10 protein-coding genes, 3 pseudogenes and 1 other annotated feature are annotated in these 14,876 nt (G+C 48.9%); all 13 genes and pseudogenes read left to right on the forward strand.

What is annotated here, in order from left to right; genetic code table 11:
• Positions 1–24 precede the first annotated feature (24 nt).
• Positions 25–1,661: pseudogene (locus JCM10914_RS02350) on the forward strand (glycoside hydrolase family 3 protein).
• Between the two features lie 156 nt (positions 1,662–1,817).
• A complete protein-coding gene (locus JCM10914_RS02355; RefSeq protein ID WP_023956969.1) occupies positions 1,818–3,599 on the forward strand; it encodes a stalk domain-containing protein in 1,782 nt (593 codons plus the stop codon).
• Positions 3,596–4,534 (forward strand): hypothetical protein, encoded by a 939-nt coding sequence (locus JCM10914_RS29630; RefSeq protein WP_231638460.1) that lies wholly within the window; start codon positions 3,596–3,598, stop codon positions 4,532–4,534. The genes JCM10914_RS02355 and JCM10914_RS29630 overlap by 4 nt, the downstream gene beginning before the upstream one ends.
• Before the next feature lie 206 nt (positions 4,535–4,740).
• Positions 4,741–5,208 (forward strand): Fur family transcriptional regulator, encoded by a 468-nt coding sequence (locus tag JCM10914_RS02360; protein ID WP_023956973.1) that lies wholly within the window; start codon positions 4,741–4,743, stop codon positions 5,206–5,208.
• Positions 5,205–5,458, forward strand: a pseudogene (gene yidD / locus JCM10914_RS02365) (membrane protein insertion efficiency factor YidD). The gene JCM10914_RS02360 and the pseudogene yidD overlap by 4 nt, the downstream one beginning before the upstream one ends.
• A 123-nt stretch (positions 5,459–5,581) precedes the next feature.
• Positions 5,582–5,838: a binding site (T-box leader), on the forward strand.
• Between the two features lie 87 nt (positions 5,839–5,925).
• Positions 5,926–7,908 carry a methionine--tRNA ligase gene (gene metG, locus JCM10914_RS02370; RefSeq protein ID WP_023956979.1) on the forward strand — a complete coding sequence of 661 codons (1,983 nt, stop codon included), beginning with the start codon at positions 5,926–5,928 and terminating at the stop codon, positions 7,906–7,908.
• A gap of 192 nt (positions 7,909–8,100) precedes the next feature.
• Positions 8,101–9,186, forward strand: coding sequence for a metal ABC transporter solute-binding protein, Zn/Mn family (locus JCM10914_RS02375; RefSeq protein ID WP_023956981.1), 1,086 nt, complete (start codon positions 8,101–8,103; stop codon positions 9,184–9,186).
• 103 nt (positions 9,187–9,289) lie between these two features.
• Positions 9,290–10,039, forward strand: coding sequence for a metal ABC transporter ATP-binding protein (locus tag JCM10914_RS02380; protein ID WP_036716887.1), 750 nt, complete (start codon positions 9,290–9,292; stop codon positions 10,037–10,039).
• Positions 10,040–10,055: 16 nt separating this feature from the next.
• Positions 10,056–10,885, forward strand: a pseudogene (locus JCM10914_RS02385) (metal ABC transporter permease).
• 16 nt (positions 10,886–10,901) lie between these two features.
• Positions 10,902–11,615: a cytochrome c biogenesis CcdA family protein gene (locus JCM10914_RS02390; protein WP_023956989.1), complete on the forward strand. Its 714-nt coding sequence runs from the start codon at positions 10,902–10,904 to the stop codon at positions 11,613–11,615.
• Positions 11,616–11,767: 152 nt separating this feature from the next.
• The gene (gene mntR / locus JCM10914_RS02395) at positions 11,768–12,193 is read left to right on the forward strand and encodes a transcriptional regulator MntR (RefSeq protein WP_023956991.1); all 426 of its coding nucleotides are present in this window, start codon (positions 11,768–11,770) and stop codon (positions 12,191–12,193) included.
• A gap of 116 nt (positions 12,194–12,309) precedes the next feature.
• Positions 12,310–13,863, forward strand: a complete 1,554-nt coding sequence (locus JCM10914_RS02400; RefSeq protein ID WP_023956993.1) for a family 10 glycosylhydrolase — start codon at positions 12,310–12,312, stop codon at positions 13,861–13,863.
• 80 nt (positions 13,864–13,943) lie between these two features.
• A complete protein-coding gene (locus JCM10914_RS02405; RefSeq protein ID WP_023956995.1) occupies positions 13,944–14,870 on the forward strand; it encodes a patatin-like phospholipase family protein in 927 nt (308 codons plus the stop codon).
• Positions 14,871–14,876 lie beyond the last annotated feature (6 nt).

The raw sequence follows: 14,876 nt of genomic DNA on the forward strand, positions 1-14,876 counted from the left end.
AGATGAAAGTAGGTTTAAGTATTCATGAAATGGACGGCAAACGAGTTAACGTTGGAACAAAAAGTAGGTCAGATGTTTACGTGCGGATTCAATGCATTGGTACCGAATGAGCATGCACAAATCCTGATCGAGCAATATCAGGTAGGCGGCATTTGTTATTTCCGCCGTAACGTGCAGGCATTGCCTCAGCTCGCTGAGTTGTCCGCATCCCTGCAGGAGATGGCAACGAAGCAGCAAAAAGCACCGCTCTTTCTCTCGATCGACCAAGAGGGCGGCATGGTCGCCCGAATCGATCATGAGGCATTAGCCGGATACCAGGCAATATGGCACTTGGCGCGGCCGGTAATGTCGAAGATGCCTACAAGGTCGCCCAGATCGGAGCACGTGAGCTTCGTTCGCTCGGAGTGAATATGAACTTTGCTCCATGCCTGGATGTGAATAACAATCCGCGCAACCCGGTCATCGGGGTACGTTCCTTTGGTGAAGATCCCGCAGCGGTAGCTGCCCTGGGTGTAGCTGCGATCAAGGGATATCAGGAGGAAGGCGTATCGGCTACAGCCAAGCATTTTCCTGGACATGGGGATACGAGCGTCGATTCCCATCTAGCAGAGCCTCCGTCCCGCATGACATGAATCGTCTCCGCAGTGTTGAGCTATATCCGTTCGCGCAAGCCATCTCGTATGGCGTAGATGCGATTATGACGGCACATGTCAGCTTCCCGGCGATCGAATCCAGTGATTTGCCAGCTACATTATCCCATGCCGTATTAACTGGATTGTTGAGAGAAGAGATGGGATTCCAAGGATTGATCGTCACGGATTGTCTGGAGATGCATGCCATCTCGAAGGAATACGGCATTCCGGAAGGAGCAATTCGTGCGATCGAAGCTGGAGCGGACAACGTCCTCGTTAGTCATACCCTGTCGGAGCAGACCGCTGCCATTACAGCGGTGATCGAAGCGGTAAGAAGCGGGCGATTATCCGTGGAACGTATCGACGCATCGGTTAATCGAATCCTGGCGTTAAAGCAGCGAAATGCTGAAATCTCGGAGCAGCTTCCGTCTTATCCCATTGGCGAGGTTACGAAAGAGACCAAACAATTGTTAGCTGAAATTGCTGGCAGAGGAGTTACGCTCGTGAAGAACGAAGGGCCGTTGCCGCTGAATTCTGAACCGATGGCGGTGATCTGGCCAGAACTGCTAGCCGCTACGCAGGTCGACGAGGCGTGGAGTAAACGCTATACGCTCGGTGATGCATTGCGTAACTTCGGCTATCAAGTGGACGATCTGTGTGTTGGAACCGATATGACGGATGCAGAAGTAGAGCAGACGATTCAGGCTGCTGCAGGGTATAAACAAATTGTAGTGGCGACTTATACATCTGAAAGTCGTCTGCCTCAAGGCCAACAGCAGCTGGTGAATAAGTTGGCTCAGCTCGAGGATGTTACCCTCGTGGTGGTGGCTACCCGGAATCCTTACGATATTATTGATCTGGCCCAGGTACCAACCTATCTGTGCAGCTATGAGAATACCCCTTATTACATGGATGCAGTTGCGGGCGTCTTAGCTGGAAGCATCAAGCCGGAAGGTCGATTGCCCGTGGCGGTTAATGACAGCTATCCGATCGGGTGGAGCGTTCATAACTGACTATGTCTATAATTAGATAAGTGCCAATAGGACCGGAGTCTCCTACGAATGGGATGCTCCGGTTTTCCTATTTTTTAAATCGGATTTTAGCAACTTTTGTAGAAAGCTGGCGTCTAATACTATGTCCAATAGAGGCAGACAGACTATACTGACAGATTTAAAGGAGTACAGGATGAATTTCAAAAGAATTTCGATGATCACCGTTCTTGCCGCGGCCCAGGTAGCAACGGCTATCCCCGTGGTAGCTGAATCCCCGGATAGCTTATCTCCGGCGCTATCTGGAAATTCGGTGCTGCAATCCCCGGTGGAGGGACAAGCTCAGCCAGAAATGCAGCAGCAACCGACAGAGCAGCAGACGGAAGCAGCAACGACCGATGTACAAGCAGACCCTGCTCAGACTCCCAATTCAGCTCCTGATGCTGAGCCTTCCGAGCAACCAGGACAAACCGATACAACCGAAGAACCAGCGTCTGATCCGGCAGATACAGATTCATCAGTGAATGGTTCGTCTGCCGTTGATTCGGAGGCTGGAGCAGCAAATGCAACGCCGAACGAGCTGGTGCTTCTGATGAACAGCAATGTGATGTACCACAACGGACAGCAATACAAGGCTGGACAGCCCATGGCCGTTAAGAGCGGCGTATCATACGTAGCGATTCGTGCTATGGTTGAGCGTGCCGGGCTAACCCTTTCTTATGATAATGCAACGAAGGAAACCATCATTTTGAAAGATGGCAACGAACTTCGTTTTACGACAGGAAGCAGCAATTATAAAGTGAACGGGCAGGTTCGACCGATGAAAGGTGCGGCCTATCAGAATAACAACGTGTTTATGGTTCCTTTAACGGCAATTACACAAGCGCTGGACATCCCGTATACAGTGAATCAGCCGGAGAAGAAGGTCATTCTGGACTTGTCTAAAATGGGCAATAACAATGGCGGCGGTAGTCAACCAGGTACAGGCGGCGGAAACGGGAACGGTGCACCGAATATTCCGAACCTTGGACCTAACGATCTCATTCTGATGATGAACAGCGACAAGATGTATCAGAACGGAAAGACGTATACGGCTGGGCAGCCTATGGCCGTGAAGCAAGGCGTATCCTATGTGGCTATTCGATCCTTGGTGGATCGGGTCGGTTTGAAGCTTACGTATGACAGCCGGACGAAGGAAACGGTGATCATGCGCGGCAATGACGAGTTGCGCTTCAAGACGAACAGCAGCATCTACACGGTAAACGGTGAGCGCAGAACAATGAAGGGAGCCGCGTATCAGACGAACAACACCTTCATGGTGCCGCTGACTAGCATCACGCAGGCACTCGATATCTCTTATCGACTGGACCAGCCCAATAAACGCATCATTCTGAATATCAGTTCTAAACCGGTCGCTTCATTTACAGTGCAGCCTCAAGAGATATTCGCAGGGCAAACCCGGGTAACTTATAGAACGAATTCGTACTCGCCAACTGGATTGCCGATCGTGAATGAGAACTGGGAAGGTCGTCAGGATATTTTCGAGGAAGCAGGCCTTCATACCGTCACGTATTCCGTTCAGGATTCAAGCGGTGAGTGGAGCGAACCATTCTCGCTGAACATTCACGTATCGGAGCCGAATACGCCGCCAGTGGCGATGTTTGATACGGACAAAACCGAGTACCGAATCGGGGAGAAAATTAAGTACATCAACCAGAGTTACGATCGGGATCCTGGGGATGAGCTTACGTACAGATGGGAAAACAACGAACAAGCTTTCTTTACATCAGGCCAGCATCGCGTGCTGTTAATTGTAACCGACAAACAAGGGGCAACGAGCAGCTATGAGAAGTACATCACCGTTACAAGCGAATTGCTCTATACGCGTGACCAATTCAATCAGTTGTTTACAGACATCGGTGATAAATACAACTTCGATGGCACCACGGTGCGACGTGGAACCTGCTCCCAATCGTGAGAAGCTCTGAGCCAAGTCTATTGATTCGCAGCAACTCTCCGGAAACGGTCTATCAAGAAGGCATCGTATACCGGGAGACAGGGAACGGCAACACCCGGTTCATGATTCATCATCGCAATGCTACAGGCAAGAACATGAAGATGTATGTAGTGGCAACGAATATTAATTCCACGCCAGCCAGATTGACGACAGAGTATACGGGAATGGCTGGACCAAGCGAAATCCCGACTGCGACCGGTAAGGCATCCGTACAGCGCTACTTGGAATCGATGCAATCCACGAATTCATTTCGAACGATTAATCTTGCACCTGGTGAGAGCCGGTTGATTCTACAGGACATCAGCGCGCAATCGCTTCGTGATCAACAGGTTGTATCGTTGTTCGCTGATTTATATACCAATTCACCGATTCGGTACGATGTGATCATGATCGATGAGGTGAAGGACCCAATCCAGAAGCTGCCGCATCTGAAGTTGCTGCCAAGCGATGGTGTTCATAATCGTGGAACCTATCCTGAAGCTACGCGTATTATCGAATCGTATGAACTCGTAGGCAACACGCCATCGCGGATCGCGATTGGAGATCGCACGAATGATCCGAATCTGGAGGGCTATGACGGCATTAATGGTTCCTTTCAGTCCAATGCCGGAAACTTCGGAGTACTATACAAGATTAAGCTGCATCGTGTGGCACCGAACACACTGATTACACTTAATCCGCGAGGCGGTCGGTATATGGGGGCAATGATGGTCAACGGTAGCATCATTCAAACCCCGAATACGAGTAACGGTGCGGTGGCAGCTCCGAACGAGGCCGCTGTACTGTATCGAACAGGGAACTACGAGCAAACGGTAGAAATATTGTTTACAGCAGCTCCTGGCAGCAGCTTGCCCGTTAATATTTTGCTGCAGCCATTGCCGCAGATGAAGAACTAATTCTCTTGTTATCATTCAGGGCCGTTTCGATTGCCATTTTACATGGTAAGCGAACGGCCCTTTCATTGCTTGGTGCTATAAGTGTTAGAGACCATGCTGCTGAAGCACGAGCGGAGGGCTTACGTTGACGATGCCATGTTTTTCAGGCATTATTAATAGGAGAGATGATCGATTATCATCTAGAACAGAACAGGAGGTCATTGCGTATGCTTACGACGGAACAGATCATAGACGCCATGTCGGAACATGGGCTGCGCATTACCGATCAGCGCAAGACACTAGCCAAGTTATTTGGAGAGAATTCCGGGTATTTGACCGCCAAGGATGTATATGAGTATATGGGCCAGAAATATAGCGGCTTAAGTTTCGATACGGTGTATCGCAATCTTCGGGTATTGTACGAGCTAGGTGTGTTGGAGCAGGTCGTATTTGAGGAAGGCATCAAATTTAGAGGAAGATGCAACGAGGATAATCACCATCACCATCTGATTTGCTTGCAGTGCCAGAAGACGTATCCGATTACATTTTGTCCGATGCAACTGACGGATACGCCGGATGACTTTCAAGTCGTTCAACATAAGTTCGAAGTGTTCGGGTATTGCCGCGATTGCGGCAAGGACAATACATTCCCAACATCTGCGACAAGCGGAGGGAAGCGGGACACCCGAGTATGAGCACAGCACGCAGGGTTGTGAAGGTACCGATCCATTTCTATCGGAAGTTCATCTCGCCGCTCAAGCCGGCCACATGCCGCTTCTATCCGACCTGCTCGGCGTATGCGCTGGAAGCGGTCGAAGTACATGGCGCCTTGAAGGGCTCCTGCTTGCGGCCAGGCGAATCGCTAGGTGTCACCCCTTTAATCCTGGTGGCATTGATCTTGTGCCGCCCCGTAAGGACGAAGTGCATGTCTCTGCAGAGCAGTAAATGATCGCTTTGGTATTTACACGCATAATTACTTTAAATTTGTTTATGCTGTAGCCATAGAATTAAGGAACTTCATCGCTTGACACGTTGTGTTGTCGTTGATTAAAATGTAAGAAATTATATGTATATCCGAGGAAGAGATAAGTACGAATCGATTGCCTTGCACAGAGAGCCGGAGTAGCTGCAAACCGGTCTTGGCATGTTTCCGAAAATGGTCTTGGAGGATCCGCTTTTGAGCGCTGCAGTTCATGTGATGACTGCCGTAAAGGAGCGGCGTATGCCAGCGTTAATGGACGCCGTTTAACGGCAGATGAGCCTGTTATCCGTAAGGATACAGGGAATTTGGGTGGTAACACGTGAGCATAACTCTCGTCCCATAGGGGCGGGGGTTTTTTGTTGTTTTCATGTATTCCGGTAATGAATGCAACCGTGTAATTCTGATCACTAAGGTAAAGGATGGTTAACTGATGACAAACCAAAAGACATTCTACATTACGACTCCGATTTATTATCCGAGCGACAAGCTGCATATTGGACATGCTTACACCACCGTGGCTGGGGATGCCATTGCTCGTTACAAGCGGCTGCGTGGCTATGATGTGCGCTATTTGACCGGAACGGATGAGCATGGTCAAAAGATTGAGCGCAAGGCGGAGGAGGCTGGAAAGACCCCGCAACAGTTCGTGGATGACATCGTAGCTGGCATCCAAGATCTGTGGAAGAAACTTGACATCTCCAACGAGGATTTCATCCGTACGACGGAGAAACGTCATACAACCGTTGTGCAAGATGTATTCGAGCGCTTGTTAAAGCAAGACGACATTTATAAGGGTGAATACGAAGGCTGGTATTGCACACCGTGCGAATCCTTCTTCCTGGAGCGTCAGTTGGTCAACGGCAACTGCCCTGACTGTGGTCGTCCAGTAGAATTGGTGAAAGAAGAGAGCTATTTCTTCCGTATGAGCAAGTATGTGGATCGTCTGCTCCAGTATTATGAAGATCATCCTGATTTCATTCAGCCGGTGTCTCGGAAGAATGAAATGATCAACAATTTCATCAAACCTGGACTTGAGGATCTGGCTGTATCCCGCACAACCTATGATTGGGGCGTTAAGGTTAAGAGTGATCCGAAGCATGTCATATACGTGTGGATCGATGCGCTTCTGAACTATGCTACGGCACTTGGCTATGGTACGGAAGATAAGAGCCTCTATGATAAATACTGGCCAGCTGATGTTCATCTGATGAGTAAAGAGATCGTACGCTTCCATACGATCTATTGGCCGATTATTCTGATGGCTCTGGATGCGCCGCTGCCGAAGAAGGTGTTTGCCCATGGATGGCTGCTAATGAAGGACGGCAAAATGTCCAAATCCAAAGGTAATGTCGTCGATCCGGTAACGATGATCGATCGGTACGGCTTGGATTCGCTGCGTTACTACCTGCTGCGTGAAGTTCCATTCGGTGCGGATGGTACGTTTACGCCGGAGAGCTTTGTAGAGCGCGTGAATTCTGATCTCGCGAACGATCTGGGGAACCTGTTGAACCGTTCGGTGGCTATGGTGCAGAAGTATTTTGATGGAGTAGTGCCTGTTTATCAGGCTGGAGTAACGCCTTTTGATGCGGCGATCGAGGAAGCAGCTGCAGCTGTATACGAGAAGGTTGAAACGGCCATGGAGAACTTGGAGTTCTCCGTGGCGTTAACGGCGATCAGTCAATTTGTCAGTCGCAGCAATAAATATATCGATGAGACGCAACCGTGGGCACTGGCTAAGGATGATAGTAAGCAACAGGAGCTAGCTTCGGTGATGAGCCATCTGGTAGAGACGCTTCGTACCGCATCGATTCTGCTGCAGCCGTTCCTGACGCGTACACCACAGAAGATTTGGGAACAGCTCGGACTTACCGAGGGTGAATTGACCTCTTGGGATAGCGGTCGCCAATTCGGCCTGATCCCGGCGGGAACCAAGCTTCAGAAGGGCGAGCCCATCTTCCCACGCCTGGATGCCGAACAGGAAGTAGCTTATATTGTGGAAGCGATGACGGGCGGCAAGAAGCCGGACGCAGCGGTTTCAACTGAAGCGGTGTCGCAACAAACGAACAACGAAGAAACTCCTGAACTCAAAGAAGAGATCGGCATTGAAGATTTCGCCAAGGTCGAGCTGCGCGTAGCACAGGTGCTTGCGGCAGAGCCTGTGAAAAAAGCCGACAAACTGCTTAAGCTGCAATTGGATCTTGGATTTGAACAGCGTCAGGTCGTATCGGGGATCGCGAAATTTTATCAGCCCGAGGATTTGGTGGGACGTAAAGTAATCTGCGTAACAAACCTGAAGCCGGTCAAGCTAAGAGGTGAAATGTCGCAAGGTATGATTCTTGCAGCTTCGCACGGTGATCAGTTAACGCTGGCTACCGTACCAGAAGGCATGCCGAATGGTGCTGTGGTCAAATAATTGTGATCTCGATTGAATGAAGTCGGAACAGACGGTATACCCTGTTAAGAGGGAATACCGTCTCTTTTTATGAGAGTTGTAGTGTATTAATAGTAATTTTTACGATTTAGTTGACAAGATAGATGGTCTGCTCTTATAATCTTGTTAGTAAAGATTACGATTAATACAGAGAGTGAATGTGGGGAGAAGACGATGTTGAAGAGTAACAGTAAGCGTAAACGCAGTTTATGGACGGTAAGTAGTGCGGCGGTGATGGCGGCGGTACTGATTCTTTCGGGGTGTGGCAGCAAGACCGGTAGCTTGGAGGAAGGCAAAGTTAACGTGATTACGACCTTCTATCCAATATATGAATTCGCCAAAGAAATCGGTGGCGATGAGGTGAACGTACTTAATCTATTGCCCACAGGCGTCGAACCGCATGATTGGACACCGCGGAGCCAGGACATTGTAAACACATCCAAAGCGCAATTATTTCTCTATAACGGAGCTGGACTGGAAGGATGGGTACCTGGATTTCTGAAAGGTCTGGATAAGAGTACCGAGGTGAAACCGGTTGAGGTTAGCCAAGGCATAGCTCTTATTGACGCTGAGGGCGACGATGGTCACGGTCATGGGCATAGTCACGGCACAACAGAGGATCATCAAGATGATACGGAACATGCCGCGGATGACCATGCGGACCACGATCATGAGCATGATCATGACCACGATCATGAACATGATGAGAATCAGCCGGAGGCAAGCGAGTCCTCGCACCACACAGATCCCCATACCTGGGTTAGCCCGAAGTCAGCCCTGATTATGGCTGAGAATATTAAGAAGAGCTTCGTGGAGGTTGATCCAGAGCATAAGGAGCTTTACGAACAGCGTTTTGAAGGTTTGAAGGAGAAGTTGGTTGCTTTGGATCACAATTTCACCACGGAATTGTCTAAATTGCCTAATCATGATATTGTTGTATCCCATCAAGCCTTTGGCTACTTGTGCCGGGATTATGGTCTGACACAGCACTCGATTATGGGGTTGTCGCCTGATGCAGAACCGAGAGCGCAGGACATCGTGAACCTGACCAAGACGGTGAAGGAGAAGAATGTGCGCTACATTTTCTTCGAAGAGCTCGTATCGGATAAGCTAGCCCGTACCCTGGCGAATGAAGCTGGAGTCGAGACGCTGGTATTGAACCCAGTCGAAGGTTTGACCAAGGAACAAGTGGATGCCGGAGAGAATTACTTCACGTTGATGGAGAAAAATTTGCAAAATCTTAAGAAGGCCTTACAATAATAAAGATGGGGGATTTTTGTCCCCATCTTATTTCATGTCATCGAGTGAACAACGCTATCGTATGAATGATAGAGAGATTATAGAGAAGGGCGGCCAGGTTATTATGGAACCGGCAGCACAAGATTGCCATTTACCGATTATTCAGATTAACGATGTATCATTTCATTACCGTGACCAGCAGGTCATCAAGAATCTTAATTTCTCGATTAAAGAACGAGATTTCGTAGGCATTGTGGGCTCGAACGGTGCAGGTAAGACCACGATGCTCCGAATGATTGTCGGTCTGCTTCCGGCCGCGGAAGGTTCGATTGAGCTGTTTGGTCAGCCGATTCGCAAGTTTCAGGACTGGGAGCGCATTGGTTACGTTCCGCAGAAGAACGCGTTCAATCCGTTGTTTCCGGCAACGGTACGCGAGGTGGTCCTGTCGGGGCTGTATAATCGCAAGAAGATGTTTCGAAGATTGAACCGGCTTGACCAACAGAAATGCGAGGATGCTCTCGAAGTGATGCGTATCCAAGACATTGCCAACAAGCGAATCGGCGAGCTGTCCGGCGGGCAGCAGCAGCGCGTATTTCTGGCAAGGGCGCTTATCAACCGCCCGGATCTTTTGATTCTGGACGAGCCTACCATTGGCATCGATGCCGAGACACAGGCCGGATTTTTTGAACTGATCACGCACATGCACGCCCATCACAACATGACTTTTCTGATGGTAACGCATGATTTGGATATGGTGAAAGACTATTTAGGACAGTCACCGGTATCGCAGAACGGCAAGATCCAATTTTTCGTAAGACATTCCCATGAAATCGAGAACTGTGCTGAAGAGGACCTGCAGCATTCGCTCATATAATTGATGAACCAGGTTCATGCAGGAGAAGGAGACGTTATCATTGCTTGATATTTTGCTTAGCGATTTTTTTCAGCGGGCTTTGATTGGCGGTGTGCTAATCGGGATTACAGCTCCGCTTATCGGCATATTCCTCGTGCTGCGCAGGTTGTCCATGATTGGCGATACGTTGTCACATGTGACCATTGCGGGGGTTGCGCTTGGCTTTCTGATCGAGGTGTACCCCCTTGCCGCGGGATTGGTATTCGCAGTGCTTGCTTCATTCGCGATCGAGAAGCTTAGGAAGCATACAAGAGTTATGCCGAGTTGTCCATCGCTATTATTATGTCCGGGGGCGTTGCATTAGCCTCGCTGTTCTTCACGCTGGGAATGGGCTATAATACGGATGTTATGAGTTACTTGTTCGGCAGTATCTACACCTTGGATGCAACTGATATTTATATGGTGGCTGGTGTCACAGTCGTCGTGATTCTGGTGGTGGTGATGTTCTTCAAAGAGTTCTTTCTGCTCAGCTTTGAGGAAGATGCCGCGAGCGTAAGTGGACTTCCTGTGAAATTGATGAACATGATCATTACCGTCATGACTGCACTTGTCGTCAGTACAGCGATCAAAATCGTAGGTGCCCTGCTCGTCTCGGCCTTGTTAACGATACCGGTGGCCATCAGTTTATTGCTGGCAAGAAGCTTCAGAAGTTCCATCGTATTGTCGGTCATCATCTCAGAAATAGCTGTTATCGGTGGATTGATGCTTGCAGGTGTGTTCAATCTTGCTCCAGGAGCAACGATTGTACTGCTGCTCATCGGGCTTCTGATCATAACACTGGTTGGTAAAAAAGGCTTTACGACGTAAGGGGGTCAGATTTGAAATGGCTGATATTCATTTCGGCATCGCATTTGCTGCTGGATTGGCTTCATTTATATCACCGTGCTGTTTGCCGTTATACCCGTCATATTTATCGATTATTACGGGCATGTCCGTCCACGATTTGAAGAATGATCAGAATCGCAAAGAGGTGCGGTTCCGGACGATGACGCATACGTTGGCATTTATCCTCGGGTTTTCTGTCGTGTACTATACGCTCGGCTGGGGAGCAGGTTTGTTCGGGGAATTCTTCACGGAGTATCAGGATTTAATTCGGCAGTTGTCTGCACTTTTGATTATTTTAATGGGTTTGCTGTTGGTGGGTTTATTCCAACCCAAATTCCTGATGAAGGACCGAAAGTTTAACTTTAAAGGGAAGCCAACGGGATACATAGGAACGTTTCTGTTTGGTATCGGTTTCGCCGCAGGGTGGTCGCCTTGTGTTGGACCGATCTTAACTGCCATCATTGCACTGGCTGCCTCCGATCCGGGAGCCTGGTTCCCGTTAATCACGGCCTATTCGTTGGGCTTTGCGGTTCCATTCTTCGTGCTCGCTTTCTTTATCGGCTCAACAAAATGGATACTCAAGTATTCCAGTGTACTGATGAAGGTCGGCGGTGTATTGATGATACTCATGGGGATTCTGCTGTTTACAGATCAGATGTACCGCATTACGATCTGGCTCCAGAGCATTACGCCCGATTGGCTTATATTCTAGTGGGTAAAGGGTGGTCATGGTCTGTTCATATATCAATATTGTCATATTGAATGGACCAGGACTTGCCAACGGGTCTGCAAAACATGTATCATTACTAGTGCAGGTAATAAGAAAATACTTAGGTTATGTAATTATAGAAAAGAGGGAATAAGATGCCGACACCTAGCATGGAGGATTATTTGGAGCGCATCTACAAGTTGATTGACGAGAAGGGTTATGCGCGCGTTTCGGATATTGCCGAAGGCTTGGAGGTTCACCCCTCATCCGTTACCAAAATGATTCAGAAGCTGGATAAGGACGAATATCTAATCTACGAGAAGTATCGCGGGTTGGTGCTTACCAGTAAGGGCAAGAAGATGGGGAAAAGACTTATGGAACGTCATCATCTGCTGGAGGAATTCCTGGAGATGATTGGTGTACAGGATGAGAATATTTATAAAGACGTGGAAGGCATCGAACATCATTTGAGCTGGGATTCCATCACGAGAATCGAGACACTTGTTGAGTATTTCAAGCGTGACGAGAATCGGCTCCAGGATTTGCGTGACGTTCATAATGAGTTGATTAATGAATCCTAATGTGGCATCTGTCCGCTTGTGACAGATGCCTTTAAACTATGCAGTCATATTTATGAAGTGTGCGAAATAGACTAGATTTACCTGCAAATTTTATATTTTCGGAGGATTAATAGATTATGAAACTTCGTCGATGGTTGTTGGTTCTCATGATGCTGTTGCTCTGTCTCCCGTCGGTGGTCCCAACTGCGCAAGCGAAGACAGTCGATATTAGCATTTTGCTAGATGGTGTTAAATTGAATAGTGACGTTTCTCCATACATATTACCTAAGGTTTATGTCACCATGGTACCGACACGCGTAATTAGTGAAGGTTTAGGGGCAGGGGTAGCTTGGGATCAGAAAGCAAAAACCGTAACGATCCGCAAGGACGGTGCCGATCTGAAGTTGACCTCCGGTAAGTCATCAGCAATCGTGAACGGGTCGCCAGTAGCGCTGGATGCGTCCGTACAGATTAAGAACGGCCGGGTTATGGTTCCGCTTCGATTCATCAGCGAGAACTTGGGCTTGAGGGTTGAATGGAATCAAGCTGCACAGCGTATCTCGCTGTTCTCTGGCGCGGTGGTTACACCGCCGGTTACTAAGCAAGATGAGATACGCGGGGCCTGGATATCCACGGTGTTTAATCTAGACTGGCCGAAGGACAAATCGACGGCTGCTCAGCAGCAAGCCCAGTATATTGCGATGCTCGACTCCTTGCAGGAAGTCGGCATCAATACCGTGTATGTTCAGGTTAGACCTGCAGGAGATGCCTTGTATCCGTCGTCCCTGGTGCCATGGTCGAAAGTGCTGACAGGTATTCAAGGTACAGATCCCGGCTATGATCCGTTGGCATTTATGATTGAAGAGACACATAAGCGGAACATGGAATTCCATGCCTGGTTCAATCCGTTTCGTGCGAATACGGACATCTTGACGGCGACACTGCATCCTTCGCATGTTGCGCTCACCCATCCTGAATGGATTGTAAATACCGGTAAGCAGCTCTACATCAACCCGGGCATTCCGGATGCAAGGCAGCATATTATCGATACGATAATGGAGGTTGTGAACGAATACGATGTTGATGGTATCCATCTCGATGATTATTTCTATCCATCGAACACGGTATTTAACGATGATGCAGCCTATCGTCTGTACAATAACGGAGCCTACACCAATCTGGGGGACTGGCGCCGCGGCAATATTAATAAATTCGTGAAATCGCTCGGGGAGAGCATCCACCAAGCGAAGCCGGACCTTCAGTACGGTATTAGCCCGTTCGGCGTCTGGCGAAATCAGTCGGTTGATAAGACCGGCTCCGATACGAAGGCAGGGGTTACCGCATATGACAGCATGTACGCTGACGTACGCACCTGGATAAAGAGCGGCTGGATCGATTACGTGGCACCGCAGCTATATTGGAGCATGAGTAACCCGGCTGTCGATTACGACAAACTGGTGGACTGGTGGGTCCAAGAAGTGCAGGGAACAGGTGTAGATTTGATTATCGGACATGCGCCATACAAGCTTGGTACATCGGAGATCGGGTGGCAGAGCGCTTCTGAAATCATCAATCAATTGAAGTATAATCAGAAGTATCCGGAGATTACCGGCAGCATTTTCTTCAGAGCAGAGAATATTTTGAATAATCCGTTAGGTCTTAAACAGCTATTGCAATCATATTATAAATAACGGGCAAGTCCTACAGGTATGAAACTTCCCCCGCGCTCATACATAGTCAATAGACCATGTGAGGCGGGGGTTTGTTGTGTATGCTTATCAATGCGGTGTTTGAAGGCGGTGGAGTAAAAGGGATATCGCTGGCAGGGGCAGTCAGAGCCGCGGAGAATGCCGGTATTGAGTTTAGCCGCGTGGCGGGAACATCCTCCGGCTCGATTGTGGCTTCGGTGCTTGCTGCAGGCTATCGGTCCGACGAAATGAAGCGAATCATTGAGGAGACACCGTTTCACTCTTTTTTGCAGCGCGCGCCCATATTTAATACGAAAATTATCGGACCAGCCATGCGCGTCTTCATTAAGAAGGGGTTATATTCCGGGGATGCGCTTGAGAGTTGGATTCGGGATATCTTGCTTGCGCGAGGGATATTTACCTTCTCCGACATTCCGGCAGGCAAACTATACATCGTCGCTTCGGATATAACGAATGGCAAGCTCCTGGTCCTGCCAGACGGGCTGCGGCAATACGGTATTAATCCGGCTACTTTTCCCGTGGCCAAAGCGGTGCGTATGAGTTGCAGCATTCCGTATTTCTTCGATCCGGTTATTCTGCGTTTGCTTGGCCGTGCTGCGAAGGGCAAATCATTAGGAGAGCAGTTCGTGTATATCGTGGATGGTGGTTTGCTTAGTAATTTTCCGCTGTGGCTCTTTGATCGAGATACAAAGGGAGGGCCGAAGCCGTTGCCGGTACTTGGTTTTCAAATGGTCGGGAAAAAGGAATCTCAGCCGCATGTGATTGAAGGTCCCATCGGGATGCTGACCGCGATGTTTGAGACGATGCTGTCAGCCCACGATGAGCGTTTTATTGAACAGCCAAACCGCGGCCGTACGATCAAGATACCGACCTTGGGCATAGGCACAACTCATTTCCAACTTACGAAAGAAGAAAGTGACCAGTTGTACAATTCGGGCTTAACCGCAGGTACCCAGTTCTTCACTCGCTGGAGTGCCGAGCAGCAATAAAAAACC

Source organism: Paenibacillus sp. JCM 10914, from assembly GCF_001315105.1.
Classification (GTDB): domain Bacteria; phylum Bacillota; class Bacilli; order Paenibacillales; family Paenibacillaceae; genus Paenibacillus_AQ.

Excerpts from the sequence above, each read along its gene's own strand:
- JCM10914_RS02400 (WP_023956993.1), top strand. The coding sequence starts at position 12,310 with ATGAAACTTCGTCGATGGTTGTTGGTTCTCATGATGCTGTTGCTCTGT.
- mntR (WP_023956991.1), top strand. The coding sequence starts at position 11,768 with ATGCCGACACCTAGCATGGAGGATTATTTGGAGCGCATCTACAAGTTG.
- metG (WP_023956979.1), top strand. The coding sequence starts at position 5,926 with ATGACAAACCAAAAGACATTCTACATTACGACTCCGATTTATTATCCG.
- JCM10914_RS02375 (WP_023956981.1), top strand. The coding sequence starts at position 8,101 with ATGTTGAAGAGTAACAGTAAGCGTAAACGCAGTTTATGGACGGTAAGT.
- JCM10914_RS02390 (WP_023956989.1), top strand. The coding sequence starts at position 10,902 with ATGGCTGATATTCATTTCGGCATCGCATTTGCTGCTGGATTGGCTTCA.
- JCM10914_RS02355 (WP_023956969.1), top strand. The coding sequence starts at position 1,818 with ATGAATTTCAAAAGAATTTCGATGATCACCGTTCTTGCCGCGGCCCAG.
- JCM10914_RS02405 (WP_023956995.1), top strand. The coding sequence starts at position 13,944 with ATGCTTATCAATGCGGTGTTTGAAGGCGGTGGAGTAAAAGGGATATCG.
- JCM10914_RS02360 (WP_023956973.1), top strand. The coding sequence starts at position 4,741 with ATGCTTACGACGGAACAGATCATAGACGCCATGTCGGAACATGGGCTG.
- JCM10914_RS02380 (WP_036716887.1), top strand. The coding sequence starts at position 9,290 with ATGGAACCGGCAGCACAAGATTGCCATTTACCGATTATTCAGATTAAC.